The sequence below is a fragment of the Methylovirgula sp. 4M-Z18 genome, assembly GCF_037890675.1.
GTDB lineage: Bacteria > Pseudomonadota > Alphaproteobacteria > Rhizobiales > Beijerinckiaceae > 4M-Z18.
The window spans coordinates 381,274-401,902 of sequence record NZ_CP149574.1; the positions used below are offsets into that span (position 1 = coordinate 381,274).

Consider the following 20,629-nt stretch of genomic DNA (forward strand, 5'->3'; position numbering starts at 1 on the left):
TCCCCATAAAGGCTTTCTGTGCGCATGTCGTGTGCCGGATAGGCTATGTCCCCCGGGCGACAGCGACTTTTCCGCTTTGGCCGCACAAATTTAGCTTGAAACGACAACAATTTCATGCGCGAACCAAGCCGTGATCCGGCTAAGCTGGACGCACATGGATTTGCCGGTCAGGATAGGCTGGCGAGCTTAATGCCGATTTTAGGGAGATAGACCGTATGTCGGGTGATGACCTCGATCTGAACAGCCTCAACGACGACGAACTCGTCGAGCAGATGCACGATGACCTCTACGACGGCTTGGCCGCCGAGATCGAGGATGGCGTGCACATTCTCCTGAAACGCGGCTGGACCCCCTATGACGTGCTCACCAAGGCGCTGGTCGAGGGCATGCGCATCGTCGGCATCGACTTTCGCGACGGCATCCTGTTCGTGCCGGAAGTGCTGATGTCAGCCAATTCCATGAAGGCCGGCATGTCCATCCTGCGGCCGCTGCTCGCCGAAACCGGTGCGCCGAAGATCGGCAAGATGGTGATCGGCACCGTGAAAGGCGACATTCACGACATCGGCAAGAATCTCGTCTGCATGATGATGGAAGGCGCCGGCTTCGAAGTGGTCGACCTTGGCATCAACAATGCCGTCGAGAAATATCTCGAGGCGATCGACGTGCATAAGCCGGAAATTCTCGGCATGTCGGCGCTTCTGACCACGACCATGCCCTATATGAAGGTCGTGATCGACACGATGAAGGAAAAGGGCATCCGCAACGATCATGTCGTGCTGGTCGGCGGTGCGCCGTTGAACGAGGCCTTCGCCGACGCGATCGGCGCCGACGCCTATTGCCGCGACGCCGCCGTCACGGTGGAGACCGCAAAGTCGCTGCTCGCCAAACGTCAAGGTTCCGTGCATGCCGCAGCCACTTGAGCGGATCGACGTCTTAAGCGTTGACGCGGATCTCGATCGCTCGATCGGGATCGCGGGCGCTTCGACATTGATCATCGCTTGCGGTGCGCTGGCGCGCGAATTGTTCGATGTGATCCGCCTCAACGGCTGGTCGCATCTCGCCGTCACCTGCCTGCCGGCCAAATTGCACAATCGGCCGGAAAAGATCACCGAAGCGGTGCGTGCGAAGATTCGTGCTAACCGGGACAAATACGACCGGATCCTGTGCCTTTATGGCGATTGCGGCACCGGCGGCACGCTCGATGCGATGCTGCACGAAGAGGGCGTTGAGCGGATCGAGGGCACCCATTGCTACGCCTTCTATGCCGGTCTCGAGGAGTTTGACGCGATGATGGATGAAGAGGTCGGCACGTTCTTTCTGACCGACTATATCGTTCGGCAGTTCGATGCGCTGATCATCAAGGGGCTGGGGCTCGATCGTTACCCGCAGCTTTTCAACGATTATTTTGGCCATTACCGCCGCGTTGTCTGGCTGGCGCAAGCGCCCGATGCCGAGCTTGAGCAAAAGGCGCACGCCGCCGCCGCAAAACTCGGGTTGCCGCTGGTCATCAGCACGACCGGTCTTGCCGGCATGGAAACGTTTCTCAAAAAGCAAAACCTGCACTAACGGATTGTCATGGGGCAGCTCACCATCCTCTATTGGCGCGATATTCCCGCGCAAGTGATCGCGAAACAGGGCCGCACATCCGCCAAGCGCGAATTGTCGCTCCGCTTCACCGAGGCCATCGATATGGCGGCGATGAAGAGCGGCGCGGCCGGCACCGACGATTATCTGGCCGATTGGCGCCGCGCCGATCCCATCCCTTGCGGCGACGATCTCGAGAGCGCGGCGGCGGTGAAGGCCGAAGAACTGGAACAGGATTATCCGCGCGAGCGCCTCGTCAAGCTCGCCAATGCGGGGGGAAGAGAATCGTGAGCCCGCGTATTCCGTCAGCCTTCGAACCCGCCGGCAAAGGTCCGCGCAAGCGTGATTCCTTTGCCTTGCGCTTCTGGTCGGTGCGCCATGCGCGCGCGCTGGAGGCCTTCTATTCGGCCTTCGAATCCCTCGTCGTGCGGCTTGCGCCGGTCTTCGATCGCATCGGCTGGGACCGGGCGGAAAAGCCGGTCGCTTTCGTCGAGCGCAAGGTGAAGGGCGCGATGTTCGATTGCCGCATGTGCGGCCAATGCGTGCTCTCCTCCACCGGCATGTCCTGCCCGATGAATTGCCCGAAGAATCTGCGCAACGGGCCCTGTGGCGGGGTGCGCGCCAACGGCAATTGCGAGGTCTATCCGGAAATGCCCTGCGTCTGGGTCGAGGCCTTCGCCGGCGCGCAACAGATGGCCGAAGGCCAGAAGATCGCTGTGCCGCAGCCGGCAATCGACCATCGATTGAAAGGCCGCTCCAGTTGGCTCGCGGTCGCGCGCGAGAAATCGGGTCTCGGTCTGCCGCCGGCCAAGCCCGCACCTGCGCCCAAGAAGAAGGCTGAGGCATAAGCGATGTCGCTGCATCATCCCGACGATTTTGGCGCCGATCCCAGCGCGCCGCTGAAAGATTTGCCCGGCCATTCCTCGCGCGGCCGCCTGGAGCGCGTGCTTCGGCGCGGCGAATTCGCTGTGACCGCCGAACTCAACCCGCCCGACAGCGCCGATCCGGAAGATGTGTACGAGCGCATCAAAGTGTTCGAGGGCTGGGTCGACGCGGTGAATGCCACCGACGGTTCGGGCGCGCATTGCCATATGTCGAGCGTCGCGATTTCCGCGCTGCTCACGCGGGTCGGCTTTTCCTGCGTGTTGCAGATCTCCTGCCGCGATTACAACCGCATCGCGATTCAGGGCAATGTGCTTGGCGCTGCGGCGCTCGGCGTCGCCAATGTTCTGTGCCTGTCGGGCGACGGCGTGCAATGCGGCGACCATCCCGAGGCGAAGCCCGTGTTCGACATGGATTCGACCTCGCTGCTTTCGACCGTGCGCATGATGCGCGAAGAGAAGCGCTTTCTCTCCGGCCGCAAGATCACGACGCCGCCGCGCATGTTCATCGGCGCGGCCGAGAACCCCTTCGCGCCGCCATACGATTTCCGTCCGCAGCGCCTTGCCAAAAAGGTGGCAGCGGGCGCGCAATTCATCCAGACGCAATATTGCTTCGACGTGCCGATCCTGGAGCGTTTCATGGCGCGCGTGCGCGACATGGGCCTGCACGAAAAAGTGTTCATCCTGGTCGGCGTCGGTCCGATCGCCTCGGCGCGCACGGCGCGCTGGATGCGCACCAATGTGGCGGGCGTGCATATTCCGGACGCGATGATCGCGCGGCTCGAAGGCGCCGAAAATCAGAAGGAAGAAGGCAAGAAGATCTGCATCGAACAGATCCAGCAGATCCGCGAAATCAAGGGCGTCTCCGGCGTCCATATGATGGCCTACAAGCAGGAAGAAACGGTCGCCGAGATCGTGCACCATTCCGGTGTGCTGAAGGGCCGCACGCCATGGCGGCGCGACCTCGTGCCGACCACGCAATCCGTCGAGAGTTTGGACTAATTTATCCTGGGAGCTTTAGAACCTAATGACCGAAACCGTCATCACTTCGGACAAGCGGAAAGTCACGCTTGGCTTCGACCATCGCTTCGTCATGATCGGCGAGCGCATCAATCCGACGGGCCGCAAATTGCTCGCCGCTGAAATGGCGGAAGGCAATTATACGCGCGTCGTCGCCGATGCTTTGGCGCAGGTCGCGGCGGGCGCGCAGATGCTCGACGTGAATGCCGGTATTCCGCTCGCCGACGAGCCGCGGATCTTGGCCGAATGCATCAAGCTCGTGCAGGATACGGTGGATGTGCCGCTCTCGATCGATTCCTCGATCGTCGAAGCTTTGGAGGCCGGCCTTGCGGTCTATAAGGGCAAGCCGCTCGTGAATTCCGTGACCGGCGAGGAGGAGCGCCTGGAGCGCGTGCTGCCGCTGGTGAAGAAATACGGGGCGGCGGTGGTCGCGATTTCCAACGACGAGACCGGCATTTCGGAAGATCCGAACGTGCGTTTCGAAGTCGCCAAGAAGATCGTGCAGCGCGCTGCCGATTATGGCATTCCGCATGAAGATGTGGTGGTCGATCCGCTGGTGATGCCGGTCGGAGCGCTCAATGATGCCGGCCGCCAATTGATGCATTTGCTGCGGCGCCTGCAGGGCGAGCTGAAGGTGAACACCACCTGCGGCGCCTCCAACTTCTCCTTCGGCCTGCCGAACCGCCGTGGCCTGAATGCCGCCTTCCTGCCGATGATGATCGGCGCCGGCATGACGAGCGCGATCATGAATCCGCTGCATCTCGAAGACATCCAGGCGATCCTGGGCGCCGACGTGGTGATGGGCCACGACCCGCATTGCATGAGCTGGATCAAGAAATTCCGCGAGCCGGCGCCGGAAGGCGAAGCAGCAGCCGGCGAAGGCGGCGGCCGCCGCGGGCGGGAAGGGCGGCGTCGGGGGTAATGGAGTGCCTTCCTTCTCCCGCAGCGCGGGAGAAGGTGGCCTCGCGAAGCGAGGTCGGATGAGGGACAAACGACTGGGCGAGTTCCTGTTGCAAATCGAAGTTTTTTAGATTCTACCGCCGGTAGACGCCCTCATCCGCCTGTCGGCACCTTCTCCCGCTAAGCGGGAGAAGGCAGACACTTTCGAAGTTTACCGCATGACCAAAGACTACACCGTATTCTTCTCTCCCTCCGGCCGCCGGGGCCACTTCCCTGAAGGCGGGTCGGTGCTCGAGGCTGCGCGCAAGCTTGGCGTCGATCTCGATTCGGTGTGCGGCGGGCGCGGCATTTGCGGGCGCTGCCAGGTTTCGGTCGGCGAGGGCACCAATCCCAAACTCGGCATCACGTCGGCCAGCTCACATGTGACACCGTGGAACGCGGTCGAGGAGCGTTATACCTCGAAGCGCGGCGCGCTCGCAGAGGGCCGGCGCTTGGGCTGCCAGGCGAAGATCTGCGGCGATCTCATGATCGACGTGCCGCCGGACAGCCAGGTCCATCGCCAGGTCGTGCGCAAGCGCGCCGAGGCGCATCCGATCTCCATCGATCCGGTGGTCGCGCTGCATTATGTCGAGGTGCAGGAACCCGACATGCACGATCCGGCAAGCGATTTCCGCCGCCTTGCCGCAGCGCTCGAAACCCATTTCGGATTGAAGGATCTGACTGCATCGTTGAGCGTTCTGCGCGGTTTGCAAAAGACCTTGCGCGCCGGCGAATGGAAGGTGACCGCGGCCGTACGCGAAAAGCGCGAAATTGTGGCTGTCTATCCGGATTTCAAGGAGAAGTCCTATGGCCTGGCGGTGGACGTTGGCTCGACGACCATCGCGGCGCATTTGTGCGATCTCGTGACGGGTGACGTGCTTGCCTCAAGCGGCTTGATGAATCCGCAAATCCGCTTCGGCGAAGATCTGATGAGCCGCGTCTCCTATGTGATGATGAATCCGGGCGGCGAGCAGGACTTGACGCAAAGCGTACGGCAAGCATTGCAGACGCTGATTACGGAGGTTGCGCGCGAGGCAAAAGTCGCAACAGATGAGATCGTCGAAATGACGGTCGCTGGCAATCCGATCATGCACCATCTGTTGCTCGGCCTCGATCCGACCGAACTTGGCTACGCACCCTTCGCGCTCACCATCGATGCCGCGTACAACGTGCCGGCACGGGATCTTGGTCTCTCGATCGCGCCGGGCGCCTATGTCTATACGCTGCCCTGCATCGCCGGCCATGTCGGCGCGGATACGGCGGGTGTCGTGCTTTCCGAAGGGCCGTATCTGACGCATGAAGTGCGCTTGCTGGTCGATGTCGGCACCAATGCCGAGATCGTGCTCGGCAACCGCGATCATTTGCTCGCGTGTTCGTCGCCGACCGGCCCTGCCTTCGAGGGCGCGCAGATCTCCGCCGGCCAGCGCGCCGCGCCGGGTGCGATCGAGCGCGTGCGCATCGATCGCGCGACGCTTGAGCCGCGCTTCCGCATCATCGGCAGTGAGTTATGGTCGGACGAGCCGGGCTTCGCCGAGGCGAGCGCAAGCTTGGGTGTCACCGGCATTTGCGGTTCGGGCATTATCGAGGTTGTCGCCGAGTTGGTGCTCGCCGGCCTCGTGCGGCCGGACGGCATCGTCGATGGCACGAAAGCGGCGTTGACGCCGCGCATTGTCGCGGACGGCCGCACGTTTTCCTATGTCATTCAGGATGGCGGCGACGGCAATCCGCGCATCGCCGTCACGCAAGCCGATATCCGCGCCATTCAACTCGCGAAGGCGGCGCTTTATGCCGGCATTCGCCTGCTGATGGATCGCTACGGAGTGACAAACGTCGATCGCATCACGCTCGCCGGCGCGTTCGGCAGCCATATCGACGTCACCTATGCGATGGCGCTCGGCCTCATTCCCGATTGCGATCTCACCAAAGTCACCTCGGCCGGCAATGCTGCCGGCACCGGCGCGCGCATGGCATTGCTCAATGCCGGCGCGCGGCGCGAGATCGGCGATGTGGTGCGCCGGATCGAGAAGATCGAAACCGCGATCGAGCCGTCGTTCCAGCAGCATTTCGTCAATGCGATGGCCATTCCGCACAAGGTCGATCCGTTCCCGAATCTCGAAGCGAAACTCGGCCACGTGTTCGTGCGCGAGGTGGCTAGTGGCGAAGGGGAAGGCGCGGGCGGCGGGCGGCGTCGGCGGCGGGGGTGAGCGGATCTCGGATCGCCGAACACGCCGTTGCACGCTATGCTGTTTCACTGCTGCGCCGAAACGGGGGAGTCGCGCCATGTCATCGCCGCCCATCTATTCCACCATCACCGCCGGTCTGCTCATCCTCCTGCAAATGTTGCTGCTGCTCGATGTGGTGCGGATGCGGTGGAGTGTGCGGCAATCGCTTGGTGATGGCGGCAAGAAAGAGCTTGCCACTGCGATCCGGCGGCATGGCAACCTTGCCGAGAATGCGGCGATCTTCATCGCGTGCTTCACATTGTTGGAACTCATTGACGGCCGCGGCGCGTTTCTCGGCGCTTTGTGCCTCGGCCTGCTCATCGGCCGCGCATTGCATGTGATCGGCCTGTCGATGCGCCGCACGGTCAATCCCTTCCGCTCGGCGGGCGTGGTGATGACGGTGCTCGTCGGTGTCACCCTCGGTCTGCGCCTGGTGCAGGTCGGCATCGCCCATCTATCCGTTTTAGGCCTGCGCTAAACTATTGACGATATGCCTCCGCGGCTTAATGTAGGCCATGCAGATGTTCGCGGAGGGTATTTTACCGATGGGCCGTGAAGCGGATTGCTCCTGCCGCTGGGCTGGCGGTGTAGCCAAGATTCGTGCGCTTTTGGAAACGCGCGAGCTGATCCTGCGTGGCGAATTGCGCCGCCGATTTGCCACTGCCGATTTGCGCGATATACGTGCGAGGTCTGGAGAATTATGCTTCTCCGCTGGCGGCGAAGATTATGCGCTGCGCCTTGGCGCGCCCGAAGCTCTGGTGTGGAGCAAGAAATTGACCACGCCCCCGCCCTCACTTGCCGCGAAGCTGGGCGTCAGCGCCGCATCCAAGGTGAAAGTCATCGGTCTGCTCGAAGACGCGGTGTTGCGCGATGCGCTGGCCGGTTGTCTTGCGGTCAATGGCAGCGATGCGGCCTTGAACCTTGCGGTTGTGCACGATGCCGAGACGCTGCAAAAGGTGCTGCACACGCACGCGGCGGCATCGTCCGCAACGGCGATCTGGATCGTGCATGAGAAAGGGCCGCGCGCGGCCTTTGGCGAGATGCCGGTGCGCCGGGCCATGCGCACGGCGGGCTATATGGACAACAAAGTCGCTTCGGTGTCCGACAATCTGACGGCGACGCGGTACAAGCGGCGATAAGAGAGCATTTTCCAGAAAAGTTGTTCGACTTTTCGATTAAGAAAATGCGACCAAATAAATACCTAGAGCAGTTTTCCGCTTCTGAGAGAACGGAAAATGCTCTGGCAGCGTATTCGGGGGCAGAACATGCGTTTCTTTTATCTGGCGGCGGCTCTGATCTTCGCGAGCGCTGCGGCGCAGGCGCAACAGGTGGATTTTTCCGGCAATTGGAGCGTCGTCGGCGATCTGTCTTCGCGGCGAGGCACGATCGTTTTCATGTCGACCTGCGGCCTCGACCAGATCGGCAGTCAGGTGAGCGGCACCTGCGAGGGGCAGAAGAGTTCCTGCGCCTTGACCGGGGTGGTCAAGGGCAATGATATCCGTTGGACGTGCCGCACGCTGACCACCGATCAGCCGAACTTGACCGGAGCGTTCACCTTCCGCGGCGCGGTCGGCAACGACCATATCGTGCATGGCACATGGGGCCATTCGCGCTTTGCCCGCCGGCGCGGATATTTCTTCATGGTGCGCGTGTAACTCACGACAACTTTGAGATCATTCTGATGACCCGCATTCAATGCCGCTGCGGTGCAGTGGAAATCGCGATCTCAGTGGAGCCGATCGCCCAAATGTTCTGTCATTGCGACGATTGCCAGGCAGTGCATGGCGCCGCCTATGCGCCGGAATCGGTCTATCCGGCGGGCGCGGTCGAGATCGTGCGCGGCGAGACGCTGCAATGGATCTTGAAGCGCAACCCGCGCTACATGTGCGCGCGCTGCGGCACGAAGCTGTTCATCGACGTGCTCGCCGCACGGCTGCGCGGCGTGAACGGCTATTTGCTGCCCGACGGCGGGTTCCGCCCCACCTACCACATGCAATGCCAATTCGCCGTCCGCCCGGTGGTCGACGATCTGCCGCACTACAAATCACGTTCGCCGCAATTTGGCGGACCGGATGAGGTGGTGGAGTGGTGAGCCGACGCCTGATCCTGCGGGCGAGACGCCCGCGGTCCCAGACGCTTCTCATCCGCCCACGTTGAACGCGGCCAGCGCCGCCATGTTCACGATGTCGCTGTCCTTCGCGCCGAGCGGCACGATCTGCACCGGCTTGTCGAGGCCGACGATCAGCGGGCCGATCACCGTCGCGCCGCCGAGTTCCTGCAGCATTTTCGTCGAGATGCTCGCCGAGTGGAACGCCGGCATGATCAGCACGTTCGCCGTATCGCTGAGGCGGCAGAACGGATAGGAGGACATCGCCTGCTTGTTCAGCGCGACATCGGCCGCCATTTCGCCGTCATATTCGAAATCGACGCGCTGGTGGTCGAGCAGGCGCACGGCGTCCATCACCTTCTGCGAGCGCTCGCCCGGCGGGTGGCCGAAGCTGGAGAAGGCGAGCATGGCGACGCGCGGCTCATAGCCGAACCGCTTCGCAACGCCGGCCGCTTCGATAGCGATTTGCGCGAGATCTTCGGCATCCGGCATTTCGCAAATGGCTGTATCGGCCACGACGACCGGGCGGCCGCGCGCCAGCACTAGCGACACACCGATGACGCGATGGCCCGGTTTCTGGTCGATCACGCGGCGCACTTCCTCGAGCGCGATGGAGAAGTTGCGGGTCACACCCGTCACCATGGCGTCGGCGTCGCCGAGCGCCACCATGGCCGCGGCGAAATGGTTGCGGTCCTGATTGATCAGGCGCTGGCAGTCGCGCATCAGGTAGCCGCGCCGCTGCAGGCGCTCGTAGAGAAATTGCGCATAGACATTGTTGCGCTTCGACAGGCGGGCATTGTGGATCTCGATGCCTTCGCGCTCCAGATCGACGCCGGCGAAGGCGGCCGTCTCGGTGATGCGGTCTTCGCGGCCGACGAGAATTGCCGTGCCGAGGCCCTGGTTGGCAAAGGAGACCGCGGCGCGGATCACCTGCTCTTCCTCACCTTCGGCGAAGACCACGCGTTTGGGGTAGCGGCGCACCCGCTCGATCGTGCGCTGCAGGGCGCTGGCGATCGGATCGCGGCGGGCGGAGAGTTGGTTGCGATAGGCCTCCATATCGACGATCGGCCGCCGCGCCACCAGGGTCGCCATCGCGGCCTTGGCCACGGCAACTGGAATCGTGTGAATGAGGCGCGGGTCGAACGGCACGGGGATGATGTAATCGCGGCCGAAGCGCGGGCGCGCGCCTTGATAGGCGACCGCGACCTCGTCGGGCACGTCCTCGCGCGCAAGGTCGGCGAGCGCATGCACCGCGGCGATTTTCATGTCCATGTTGATGGTGGTTGCGCGCACGTCGAGCGCGCCCCGGAAAATGTAAGGGAAGCCGAGGACGTTGTTCACCTGGTTCGGATAGTCCGAACGGCCTGTGGCGATGATGACGTCGTCGCGCACCGAATGCGCATCCTCGGGCGTGATTTCGGGATCGGGGTTGGCCATGGCGAAGATGACCGGATTCGGCGCCATGCTCTTCACCATGTCGGGTGTGAGGGCTCCTTTGGCGGAAAGACCGAAGAAGATATCGGCGCCCACCATGGCCTCTTCGAGCGTGCGCAGTTCGGTGTCGACCGCATGGGCCGATTTCCACTGGTTCATGCCCTCCTTGCGGCCGCGGTAGACGACGCCCTTGGTGTCGCACAGCACCACATTCTCCGGCGCGAAGCCGATCGCCTTGATGAGATCGAGGCAGGCGATGCCGGCCGCTCCGGCGCCATTGCACACCAGGCGCGTTTTCTTGATGTCGCGCCCGGTGAGCTCTATGGCGTTGATCATGCCGGCGGTGGCGATGATGGCGGTGCCGTGCTGGTCGTCATGAAAGACCGGAATGTCCATCAATTCGCGCAGTTTTTCTTCGATGATGAAGCATTCCGGCGCCTTGATGTCTTCGAGATTGATGCCGCCGAAGGACGGGCCGAGGTACTTCACCGAATTGATGAATTCCTCCGGGTCTTCGGTCGCGACCTCGAGATCGACGGAATCGATGTCGGCGAAGCGCTTGAACAGCACGGCCTTGCCCTCCATCACGGGCTTGGAGGCGAGCGCCCCCAGATTGCCGAGGCCGAGAATGGCCGTGCCGTTCGAAATCACGGCGACCATGTTGCCCTTGGTCGTGTAATCGTAGGCGGTGCTGGGATCGGCAGCGATCGCCTTGACCGGCACGGCGACGCCCGGCGAATAGGCGAGCGAAAGGTCGCGCTGGGTCGCCATCGGCTTGGTCGCCGTGATCTCCAATTTGCCGGGCCGGCCCTTGGAATGGAATTGCAGCGCTTCTTGATCGGTGAAAGTGGGGCGTTTCGGGGGAACAGAGCGCTCGGCTGCCATTTTTATACCCAGAATAAGAGGTGTGTGCCGCTTCGGACGGCGGTGCTTGGGCAGCGACCATAAGGGGGCGGCGGGGGATGCACAAGATGGCGGCCGGAGGGCAAACGGGGAACAAGCCGCGTGGATTGGCCGCTGCTCGGGTCCGCCCGGCAAACGCGCGCGAGAGACCTGTTGATGAATTCGCAGCCAGCCGTGCGGCAGAGGCCCCCATCTGCTACATCGTGTCATCTTGAATACGAACGGTCCCATGAACGCTCCCGCCCGTCCCGATCCCCGCCTGGCTGAGGCCGCCGCGAAGGCGACGCCGATGATGGCGCAATATCTGGAGATCAAGGCGGCCAATCCCGGCTCGCTGCTGTTCTACCGGATGGGCGATTTCTACGAATTGTTTTTCGAGGATGCGGAGATCGCCTCGCGCGCGCTTGGCATCGTGCTCACCAAGCGCGGCAAGCACCAGGGCGACGATATTCCGATGTGCGGCGTGCCGGTCGAGCGCGCCGACGACTACCTGCAGCGGCTGATCGCACTCGGCCATCGGGTCGCCGTGTGCGAGCAGATCGAGGATCCAGCGGAAGCCAAGAAGCGCGGGCCGAAATCGGTGGTGCAGCGCGGCGTGGTGCGGCTCGTGACCCCGGGCACGATCACCGAGGAGCGGCTGCTTGACCCGGCGCGCGCCAATCTCTTCGTGACGCTGGCGCGGTTGCGCGCGGGCGAGGGGGCTTGGACCTATGGCATCGCGGCGGTCGATATTTCGACCGGCGATTTCTCGCTGCTCGAAACCGACGAGGCCGGATTGGGCGCCGAAGTCGCGCGGCTCGAGCCGAGCGAGATCGTCGCGCCCGAAGCGGTTGCGTCCGATCCTTCCGTGCAGAAAATCTTCGAACAGATTCGCGCGCCGGTGACGCCGGTCGGCCGCGACGTATCCGATTCCGTTTCGGCTGCGCAGCGCCTGTGCGCCTTTTTCGGCGTCGCGACGCTCGACGGGTTCGGCGCGCTGACCCGCAGCGAAATTGCAGCGGCCGCCATTGCGCTGAATTATGTCGAGCGCACGCAAATCGGCGCGCGTCCGAATCTGTCCGTGCCGCAGCGCTTCCTGCGCGGCGGCGTTCTCGAAGTCGATGCGGCGACGCGCGCCAATCTCGAACTCACGCGCACTTTGTCGGGCGAGCGCAACGGGTCGCTGCTCGCGACCATCAACCGCACCGTGACGCCGGCGGGCGGCCGTTTGCTCGCCGAGCGCCTTGCGGGACCGCTCACCGATCCTCAGGCGATTCTGGCGCGCCAGGATTCGGTGGATTTCTTCCTGAGCGATCCGCTGTTGCGTAGCGACGTGCGCGCCTTGCTGAAATCCGCGCCCGACACGCTGCGTTCCTTGTCGCGCCTCGCCTTGCAGCGCGGCGGGCCGCGCGATCTTGCCGCGTTGCGCGACGGGATCGCCGCGGCGCAAAGGATCGCGCAGCTCTTGACCGCGCGCGGTGAATTGCCGGCCGAGTTGCAAGCCGCCGTGCAGGATGCGGCGCAGATCGATCCTGGGCTACATCGCGCGTTGGACGAGGCTCTGGCCGAGGAACTGCCGCTCAACCGTCGCGACGGCGGCTTCATTCGCGCGAACTTCGATGCGGGCCTCGACGAATTGCGCGCTTTGCGCGACGAAAGCCGCCGCGTCATCGCCGCGTTGCAAATGTCCTACGCCGAGAAAGCGGAGACGAAGCAGCTCAAGGTGAAGCACAACAATTTCCTCGGCTATTTCGTCGAAGTGCCGCAGGCGATGGGCGAGAAATTGCTGCGTCCGCCGTTCAACGAATTGTTCATCCATCGCCAGACCATGGCCGATGCGATGCGCTTTTCGACCGTCGAGCTCAACGATCTCGAAGCGAAGATCGCGACTGCCGGCGAAAAATCGCTCGAACGTGAGCTCGCACATTTCGACCGTCTGAGCGCGATGGTTTTGGATGCGGGCGCCGACATTCAAAAGGCCGCGCAGGCGCTGGCGATCGTCGATGTCGCTGCGGCCCTGGCGGAACTTGCCGAACAGGCCGATTGGGTCCGCCCGCAGGTGGAATCGTCACTCGCCTTTCATGTCGAGGGTGCGCGCCATCCGGTCGTCGAGGCGGCGCTCAAGGCGCGCGGAGCAAGTTTCGTCGCCAATGATTGCGATCTTTCGGGCAAAGACGACAGGGCCGGCCAGATCGCGCTGATCACCGGTCCGAACATGGCCGGTAAATCGACCTATCTGCGCCAGAACGCGCTCATCGTTATTCTTGCGCAGATGGGCTCTTACGTGCCGGCGCGCCAGGCACGGATCGGAATCGTCGACCGCTTGTTTTCACGCGTCGGCGCGGCGGACGATCTCGCGCGCGGCCAATCGACCTTCATGGTCGAGATGGTGGAGACGGCGGCGATCCTCAATCAGGCGACGAAGCGCTCGCTCGTCATTCTGGACGAAATCGGCCGCGGCACCGCGACCTTCGACGGCCTGTCGATCGCCTGGGCGACGGTCGAGCACCTGCACAATGCAACCCGCGCGCGCACGCTCTTCGCGACGCATTTCCATGAGCTCACCCAGCTCACGCGCAATCTTACCCGCCTCATCAACCTCACCATGCGCGTCACCGAATGGCACGGCGATGTGGTGTTCCTGCACGAGGTGATGCCTGGCGCCGCGGACCGTTCCTACGGCATTCAGGTCGCCAAGCTCGCAGGCCTGCCGCTGACCGTGGTGGAGCGCGCCCGTGCCATTCTCGCGACGCTGGAAGCGGGCGACCGGCAGGCGCCGACGCAAAAGCTGCTCGATGACCTGCCGCTCTTCGCCGCGCAGATCCAGCCGCCGCCACCCCCGCCCGCGCCGCCGCCGGACGATCCGGTGCAGGAAATGCTGGAAGGGCTCAATCCCGATGAAATGACGCCGCGCGAGGCGCTGGAGGCGCTGTATCGGCTGAAGCAGGCGCAGAAGGGCGGAGGCTCTTAAAATCTCGCTTGCGCGCAGATTCCAACTCTTATTCGAATGTTTTCATTGATTTTCGAAGGGGCCGATTAAATTTCGCCACGCGTGAGCGCCATGATCTCGTTCGTGCTCAAACCCTTTCCGGCATGTCCGCGGAACCTTGCGAAATGGCTCGGTGTCGGCCGTTTGTCGACTTTGACGAGGACTATGCGGCCATCCGGCGCGCGCTCGAAATCGACCATGCTGCCCGGACCGATGTTCAGCGAATCCCGGACGGACTTGGGAAGGGTGATTTGCCCTTTGCGGGTCACCGTTACGGCCATCTGATCCTCGATAATGCCATTTTTCGCGTAAGTACTATTTACCACGACTGCCGCCGAACGCGCGCCTGATCTGATCTGGATCAAGTGCGTTCCCTTAATGTTCTTGCCTTTGCCGCCGGATCACGTTAGGCTCAAGGCGCTGGATATTGGGGGCTCATGCAAATGGTGGTTCGGGTCGCGACTGTGGCGTTCGAGGGCATCGAGGCGCGGCCCGTCGACGTGCAAGTGCAGGTCTCGCGCGGTGGCGCCGCCTTCACCATCGTCGGCCTTGGCGACAAGGCGGTTGCGGAGTCGCGCGAGCGGGTGCGCTCCGCCCTGATCGCCTCGGCGCTTGCCCTGCCGGCGCAGCGGATCACCGTCAATCTCGCGCCGGCCGACATGCCGAAGGAGGGCAGCCATTACGATCTCCCGATCGCGCTCGGCATCATGGCGGCGATCGGCGCGCTTCCCGCCGATGCGCTGCAGACCTACACGGTCCTGGGCGAACTCGCGCTCGACGGCACGATCAGCCAGGTCGCCGGCGTGCTGCCCGCGGCGATCGCCGCCAATGCGCGCGGGCAAGGGCTGATCTGCCCGGCCGTTTGCGGGGCGGAGGCCGCCTGGGCGGCGCAGGATCTCGACATTCTCGCGCCGCGTTCGCTCATCCAGCTCGCCAATCATTTCAAGGGCACCCAGGTGATGGCCCGTCCCGTGCCCTTGGTGCGGCAAAGCGCCGGCGCGGAGCTCGATCTATGCGACATCCGCGGCCAGGAAAGCGCGAGACGGGCGCTGGAGATCGCCGCGGCGGGTGGCCATAATCTCCTCCTCAACGGCCCGCCGGGCGCCGGTAAAAGCATGCTGGCGGCGCGGCTGCCCTCGATTTTGCCGCCCTTGAGCCCGCGCGAACTGCTGGAAGTCTCGATGATCCATTCGGTCGCGGGACTTCTCGCCGGCGGCGAGCTTTCTGATCGTCGGCCTTATAGGTCGCCGCACCATTCGGCCTCCATGGCGGCCTTGGTCGGCGGCGGCATTCATGCGCGGCCCGGCGAGGTCTCGCTGGCGCACAACGGCGTCTTGTTTCTCGACGAATTGCCCGAATTTCAGCCCAACGTGCTCGATTCCCTGCGCCAGCCGATGGAGGCCGGGGAGGTGCTGATTTCGCGCGCCAACCATCGCATCACATATCCGGCGCGCTTTCAGCTCGTTGCGGCAATGAACCCCTGCCGCTGCGGCCATGCGCTCGACCCAGGCTTTGCCTGCAAGCGCCAGCCGAACGAGCGCTGCATGGCGCAATATCAGACGCGCCTGTCCGGGCCGCTGCTCGACCGGATCGATCTGCATATCGACGTGCCGGCCGTGTCCGCCGCCGATCTGACCTTGCCGCCTTCCGCCGAGCGCTCTGTGGATGTGGCGGCGCGGGTGGCAAGCGCTCGCCGCAAGCAGGCCGCGCGTTACGACGCCTTGGGTTTGCGGCCGGGGACGACCAACGCCACCGTGCCGTCCTCGGTCCTCGACGAGGTCGCGGCGCTCGATTCCTCCGGGCTCAGCCTGGTGCGCGATGCGGCCGAGCGCATGCGGCTGTCGGCGCGCGGCTATCATCGCGTGCTGAAGCTGGCGCGCACCCTGGCCGATCTCGACGATGCGGAAAAGGTCGGGCGGCTGCATCTCGCCGAAGCGCTGTCCTACCGCGCCAATTCCGACCGGCTGACGCGGGCGGCGTGAAGCTGCCGCCGTCGTTGGCGTCAAGATTGCGGCGCTTGCAGGATCGCGCCTCAGCCGAGGAAACGCTCCAGCCCATTCATCACGACTTTGAGCGCTTCCGCGACGGTGTCCGGCGCTGCGCCAGTTCCGGGGGAGGTCGCAAGCGCGTCGATCTGTGTTTTCACGAAAGCCAGGCCGTCGGGCAGATTATCGGCGAGTTTGGCCAACGCTTTTTGAAAATCGTTGGCGGGCGCGTTGAGGGCCGCGGCGATCTCATCCGCCGATGAACTGACCATTGGCACGGGGATGCTGTCGGGTCCGTCGTTGGTGGGCGCCGGCAAGGATAATGCGTCGAGCAGATCGGGCGCGACGGCGTCGCGCTGCGACAAGGGCGCGCCCAGTTGGAACAGCTTGCGTAGCGTGGCGAGAACGGACGTGTGATCGAAAGGATAGGGCGACGATGCCGGCGGCCGGACAATGCTGCCTGCCGGTATCCATGGGGAAATCAATACCGCGGGCACCCGCACGCCATAGCGGTCGAACGCAAAGCCATCGGAACGCAGATTGTCCGGCGACATCGCGATGGGCGGCGGCACGTGATCATAGATGCCGCCATGTTCGTCGTAGGTGATGATGAACAAGGTCTGCTTCCAGCCAGCGCCGTGGCGGAGCGCGTCATAACAGCGGGCGATCAGCCGCTCGCCGTATGAAACATTGTGCGGTGGATGCTGGTCATTCGGCATTCGGTTGAGCGCTGGATCGGCGAAATAGCGCGGCTCGATGAAACTATAATTCGGCAGCCGGCCAGCCATGGCATCAGTCATGAAATCGGATTCGAAGGACGCCAGCTTGTCCGGCAGTTCTGCCCAGATCGCGCTCAAGGTGGCGGCTTGGGGAATGTCGTGATGATAGATCTTCCAACTGCGTTGATTCTCGCTGAGTCGGTTGAAAATGGTCGGCATCACATAGGGAAAATGGGTCGGCGAATTGTTGACGTAGCCCGCGGCCGTGCCGGTATGCATGAAGAAGCGGTTGGGCCAGGTCTGGTTGGGCGCGGAGGCGTGCCAGCTATCGCTGACGCCGAAGGATTTCGCCAAAGTGCTCAAGACCGGAACCTGCTCCGGTGAAAAGCCGTGCATCACCGCCTCGGGATCGTTGGTTGCATTCTGCGCCAGGTAATTTTCGACAAAGCCTGCCATGGTCGCAGGCGCTGGTGGAACATTGCCGGCGCCAAAAATCTGATCGTTCATGTCGGTGAAACGCTCGCCCGGATCGACATGCGGAATGGAGGCATTTTGCGGGTCGAGCGCTGGGCCGCTGGTCCAGACGGGGTAATCCACTCCGTTCGAACAATTTTTTTCGATGCCTTTAAGGCCGTTAAAATCGACCCGGCTGGGGTAAAGCCGCCCCAGCATGCAATCGAACGAGCGATTTTCGAGCATCAGGACGACGACATGGGCAATATCGGGCATGGTATCCTCCACCGGTGGGAAACCCGGACAGGGACCAGTATCCGCAAGATTCGCCGGCTGATTTGTTATTTCAGCCACATTGCAACTTGCTTTGGCGGGACGACCGACAGGCGTTGCTTTCCTGTCCCTCGTGGCGAATTGCCGCTTGTGACCGCACCTGCGGCAGGCAATAAAAATTGCCACAATGGCCTGCCATAGGCGCCTCGAAACGTGATGCTCATCTGCTATGTCAAAAAATCTCCTCCTGCCCGCCGCGGCCTTTGTGCTCGGCACCTGTGCGCTGATTGCCGCTTTGTGGCTGATCCTCGTGCCGCAAGTCGGCGCGCCCTTGCCGTCCGGCATCGGCGGGCCGTTCGCGCTGGTGGCGCAAGACGGCAAGAGCTTTACCGACAAGGATATGCTCGGCAAGCCGACGTTGATTTTCTTCGGCTATACCCATTGCCCCGACGTCTGCCCGACGACATTGTTCGACATGTCGGAAGTGTTGCGCAAGCTCGGCCCGGATAAGAAGGTGGCGGCTCTGTTCATCACGGTCGATCCGGAGCGCGATACGCCGGAGGTGTTGAAAGATTATTTGTCGAGCTTCGATCCGCGCATCGTCGGCCTTTCGGGCGACCGCACGGCGGTCGAGGCGGCGATGCGCAATTACCGCGTCTATGCGAAGAAAGTGCCCGCGAACGACGGCGGCTATACGATGGACCACACGTCGCTCATCTATCTCATGGACAAGCAAGGCCGCTTCGTGAATCCGTTCAATCTCGAGCGCACGCCGGAGGAAGCGGCGAAGGATTTGGCGAAATATTTGTGATCGGTGACCGGCCGACGGATTTGCGCAAGACCGCGTTGATCTTGCTTTGCCAGCCCGCGCCTTTTGTACGGAAAGCGTCCACGATGTCTTAGTCGAGGCGCAAGCCGATGCCGCATACACTATCTTATAATTTGGTCAGGCTTTGAGCTCATTCAATTTGCTCATAATATATTCTCTCGCCTCCGCCTGAGAGGAAAACCCTCCTTCTTTGGGCTCTATAAAACTGTCCCGCACGAGGATTTCTTCTGTAGCTTGCTTTATCGGCAGAGCATCGCCAAAAACTTCAAGATTATACATTTCGTGCCGAAAAACATGAAATGTGAACTGCCCATTTGAGTTACGCAATATATTGAAATGAAGCAAAATATCGTTCTCCATTTCAGGTATATTTTCTTTAAGACTAACGACGATAGTTTCTACCAAAAAATATATATTCATGGCTGGCTCCGTCGGGGGCAATCACAATCGCTAAGCATTTTATAGCCTCCCCGAGGAGCATATCGCCATAGCGACGGCGTGATCACGCAATTTGTCGCTAGCTTTGAAACTCCGGCAGTGCGAAGGGGCGGCTCAGCGCCGCCCGCGGCTCACCCCAAATTCAGCTCCTTGAAGAAGTCGTTCCCCTTGTCGTCGACCACGATGAACGCGGGGAAATTCTCGACCTCGATCTTCCAGATCGCTTCCATGCCAAGCTCGGGATATTCGAGCACTTCGACCTTCTTGATGCAGTCCTGCGCGAGCCGGGCCGCCGGGCCGCCGATGGAGCCGAGATAGAAGCCGCCGTGCGTCTTGCACGCTTCGCGCACTTGCGCCGAGCGGTTGCCTTTCGCCAGCATCACCATGGAGCCGCCGGCGGCCTGGAACTGATCGACGAAGGAATCCATGCGGCCGGCGGTGGTCGGGCCGAACGAGCCTGAGGCGTAGCCGGCCGGCGTCTTGGCGGGGCCCGCATAATAGACGGGATGATTCTTGAAATAGTCCGGCATCGGCTCGCCGCGCTCCAGCCGCTCGCGGATTTTCGCATGCGCCGAGTCGCGCGCGACGATCATCGGGCCGGTCAGCGACACGCGCGTCTTGATCGGATGTTTCGACAGCTCGGCGCGAATCGCCTCCATCGGCAGATTGAGGTCGATTTTCACCACGCCCTGATCGAAGACGCCTTCATCAAGCTCGGGCAGATATTTCGCGGGGTCGTGTTCGAGCTCTTCCAGAAACACGCCGTCGCGGGTGATCTTGCCTTTCGCCTGCCGGTCGGCCGAGCAGGAAACGCCAAGACCGATCGGCAAGGAGGCGCCGTGCCGCGGCAGGCGGATGACGCGCACGTCATGGCAGAAATATTTGCCGCCGAATTGCGCGCCGACGCCGAGCTGCTGCGTGAGCTTGTGGATTTCCTCTTCCATGGCGAGGTCGCGGAAGGCGTGGCCGTCCTCGCCGCCCGAGGTCGGCAGATTGTCGAGATATTTGGTCGAGGCGAGCTTCACCGTCTTCAAATTCAGCTCCGCCGACGTGCCGCCGATCACGATGGCGAGGTGATAGGGCGGGCAGGCGGCGGTGCCGAGCGTCAGGATCTTCTCTTTCAGGAAGGCGATCATCCGGTCGTGGGTGAGCACCGCCGGGGTTGCCTGGAACAGGAAGGTCTTGTTGGCCGAGCCGCCGCCTTTGGCGACGAAGAGGAATTTGTAAGCATCCTCACCCTCGGCATAGAGTTCGATCTGCGCCGGCAGGTTGGTTCGGGTGTTCTTTTCCTCGAACATCGAGAGCGGCGCGACCTGGGAATAACGCAGGTTCTTCTTGTTGTACGCGCTCCAGATGCCTTCGCCGATCGCGCTTTCATCCTCGCCTTCGGTCCAGATCCGGCGGCCCTTCTTGCCCATCACGATGGCGGTGCCGGTGTCCTGGCACATCGGTAGCACGCCGCCGGCGGCGATATTGGCGTTCTTGAGGAGGTCGAAGGCGACGAAACGGTCGTTCTCGGTCGCTTCCGGATCGTCGAGAATTTTCGCAAGCTGGGCCAGATGCGCGGGGCGCAGCAGATGGTTGATGTCGATCATCGCCTGTTCGGCCAGCAGCCGGATGGCGTCCTGCGACACATGGATGAACTCGCGATCCCCGACTTTTTCCACGCTGACGCCATCCGACGACAATTTCCGATAGGGCGTCGTGTCCTCCATATGCGGGAACAGGGGGGCGTGCTGATAGGTCATGCGGAGCCTCGTTGACATGGCGAAAGATGTGGCGGAACCGAAGGATATTTTGCGGCGTTTGGCAATACCCGGACGGTGGGGAAGGCAGATCCCGGCATTGCTGCCCCGCTTCCGCTGCCATTGCTG

At 62.6% G+C, this 20,629-nt stretch carries 20 protein-coding genes; 14 read left to right on the top strand and 6 right to left on the bottom strand.

Annotated elements, in window-relative coordinates; all coding sequences use genetic code 11:
• The first annotated feature begins 215 nt into the window (after positions 1–215).
• The 11 genes from V9T28_RS01690 (at position 216) to V9T28_RS01740 (ending at position 8,738) form a co-directional block, all read left to right on the top strand.
• Positions 216–920, top strand: coding sequence for a corrinoid protein (locus tag V9T28_RS01690; RefSeq protein WP_116400491.1), 705 nt, complete (start codon positions 216–218; stop codon positions 918–920).
• Entirely contained in the window at positions 904–1,566 is a 663-nt protein-coding gene (locus tag V9T28_RS01695; RefSeq protein WP_116400492.1) for a DUF1638 domain-containing protein, read from the top strand. Before V9T28_RS01690 ends, V9T28_RS01695 begins: the two co-directional genes overlap by 17 nt.
• A gap of 9 nt (positions 1,567–1,575) precedes the next feature.
• Positions 1,576–1,875, top strand: coding sequence for a virulence factor (locus V9T28_RS01700; RefSeq protein WP_116400493.1), 300 nt, complete (start codon positions 1,576–1,578; stop codon positions 1,873–1,875).
• A complete protein-coding gene (locus V9T28_RS01705) occupies positions 1,872–2,432 on the top strand; it encodes a methylenetetrahydrofolate reductase C-terminal domain-containing protein (RefSeq protein WP_245424063.1) in 561 nt (186 codons plus the stop codon). Before V9T28_RS01700 ends, V9T28_RS01705 begins: the two co-directional genes overlap by 4 nt.
• 3 nt (positions 2,433–2,435) lie before the next feature.
• Positions 2,436–3,467 (top strand): methylenetetrahydrofolate reductase, encoded by a 1,032-nt coding sequence (locus tag V9T28_RS01710; protein ID WP_116400494.1) that lies wholly within the window; start codon positions 2,436–2,438, stop codon positions 3,465–3,467.
• A gap of 25 nt (positions 3,468–3,492) precedes the next feature.
• On the top strand, positions 3,493–4,407 hold the full coding sequence (locus tag V9T28_RS01715) for a methyltetrahydrofolate cobalamin methyltransferase (RefSeq protein ID WP_116400495.1): 915 nt from the start codon (positions 3,493–3,495) through the stop codon (positions 4,405–4,407).
• A 196-nt stretch (positions 4,408–4,603) separates the two neighbouring features.
• Positions 4,604–6,628 carry an ASKHA domain-containing protein gene (locus tag V9T28_RS01720; RefSeq protein ID WP_116400496.1) on the top strand — a complete coding sequence of 675 codons (2,025 nt, stop codon included), beginning with the start codon at positions 4,604–4,606 and terminating at the stop codon, positions 6,626–6,628.
• Positions 6,629–6,704: 76 nt separating this feature from the next.
• Positions 6,705–7,124 (top strand): MAPEG family protein, encoded by a 420-nt coding sequence (locus tag V9T28_RS01725; RefSeq protein WP_116400497.1) that lies wholly within the window; start codon positions 6,705–6,707, stop codon positions 7,122–7,124.
• 67 nt (positions 7,125–7,191) lie between these two features.
• Entirely contained in the window at positions 7,192–7,785 is a 594-nt protein-coding gene (locus tag V9T28_RS01730) for a hypothetical protein (protein ID WP_116400498.1), read from the top strand.
• A 126-nt stretch (positions 7,786–7,911) separates the two neighbouring features.
• Positions 7,912–8,301: a hypothetical protein gene (locus tag V9T28_RS01735; RefSeq protein ID WP_116400499.1), complete on the top strand. Its 390-nt coding sequence runs from the start codon at positions 7,912–7,914 to the stop codon at positions 8,299–8,301.
• 26 nt (positions 8,302–8,327) lie between these two features.
• The gene (locus V9T28_RS01740) at positions 8,328–8,738 is read left to right on the top strand and encodes a GFA family protein (RefSeq protein ID WP_116400500.1); all 411 of its coding nucleotides are present in this window, start codon (positions 8,328–8,330) and stop codon (positions 8,736–8,738) included.
• Between the two features lie 48 nt (positions 8,739–8,786).
• Here the strand turns inward: V9T28_RS01740 and V9T28_RS01745 are convergent, their stop codons facing one another.
• Positions 8,787–11,072, bottom strand: a complete 2,286-nt coding sequence (locus tag V9T28_RS01745) for an NADP-dependent malic enzyme (RefSeq protein WP_116400501.1) — start codon at positions 11,070–11,072, stop codon at positions 8,787–8,789.
• 247 nt (positions 11,073–11,319) lie between these two features.
• Here V9T28_RS01745 and mutS point away from each other — a divergent pair, with 247 nt between their 5' ends.
• A complete protein-coding gene (mutS, locus tag V9T28_RS01750) occupies positions 11,320–14,040 on the top strand; it encodes a DNA mismatch repair protein MutS (RefSeq protein WP_116400502.1) in 2,721 nt (906 codons plus the stop codon).
• A gap of 65 nt (positions 14,041–14,105) precedes the next feature.
• Here the strand turns inward: mutS and V9T28_RS01755 are convergent, their stop codons facing one another.
• Positions 14,106–14,384 carry an AbrB/MazE/SpoVT family DNA-binding domain-containing protein gene (locus tag V9T28_RS01755; RefSeq protein ID WP_445242142.1) on the bottom strand — a complete coding sequence of 93 codons (279 nt, stop codon included), beginning with the start codon at positions 14,382–14,384 and terminating at the stop codon, positions 14,106–14,108.
• 117 nt (positions 14,385–14,501) lie between these two features.
• Here V9T28_RS01755 and V9T28_RS01760 point away from each other — a divergent pair, with 117 nt between their 5' ends.
• Positions 14,502–16,040 (top strand): YifB family Mg chelatase-like AAA ATPase, encoded by a 1,539-nt coding sequence (locus V9T28_RS01760; protein ID WP_116400744.1) that lies wholly within the window; start codon positions 14,502–14,504, stop codon positions 16,038–16,040.
• 50 nt (positions 16,041–16,090) lie between these two features.
• Here the strand turns inward: V9T28_RS01760 and V9T28_RS01765 are convergent, their stop codons facing one another.
• The gene (locus V9T28_RS01765) at positions 16,091–17,491 is read right to left on the bottom strand and encodes an alkaline phosphatase family protein (protein ID WP_116400504.1); all 1,401 of its coding nucleotides are present in this window, start codon (positions 17,489–17,491) and stop codon (positions 16,091–16,093) included.
• A 226-nt stretch (positions 17,492–17,717) separates the two neighbouring features.
• Between V9T28_RS01765 and V9T28_RS01770 the strand changes: the two genes are divergently transcribed.
• On the top strand, positions 17,718–18,299 hold the full coding sequence (locus tag V9T28_RS01770; RefSeq protein WP_116400505.1) for an SCO family protein: 582 nt from the start codon (positions 17,718–17,720) through the stop codon (positions 18,297–18,299).
• Here the strand turns inward: V9T28_RS01770 and V9T28_RS01775 are convergent.
• The 3 genes from V9T28_RS01775 to V9T28_RS01785 all read right to left on the bottom strand — a co-directional run bounded on the left by V9T28_RS01775 (position 18,244) and on the right by V9T28_RS01785 (position 20,503).
• A complete protein-coding gene (locus tag V9T28_RS01775; RefSeq protein ID WP_339071808.1) occupies positions 18,244–18,381 on the bottom strand; it encodes a BrnA antitoxin family protein in 138 nt (45 codons plus the stop codon). The genes V9T28_RS01770 and V9T28_RS01775 overlap by 56 nt on opposite strands.
• A 53-nt stretch (positions 18,382–18,434) precedes the next feature.
• The gene (locus V9T28_RS01780; protein WP_116400506.1) at positions 18,435–18,737 is read right to left on the bottom strand and encodes a hypothetical protein; all 303 of its coding nucleotides are present in this window, start codon (positions 18,735–18,737) and stop codon (positions 18,435–18,437) included.
• Between the two features lie 149 nt (positions 18,738–18,886).
• Positions 18,887–20,503, bottom strand: coding sequence for a fumarate hydratase (locus tag V9T28_RS01785; RefSeq protein ID WP_116400507.1), 1,617 nt, complete (start codon positions 20,501–20,503; stop codon positions 18,887–18,889).
• Positions 20,504–20,629: the final 126 nt, after the last annotated feature.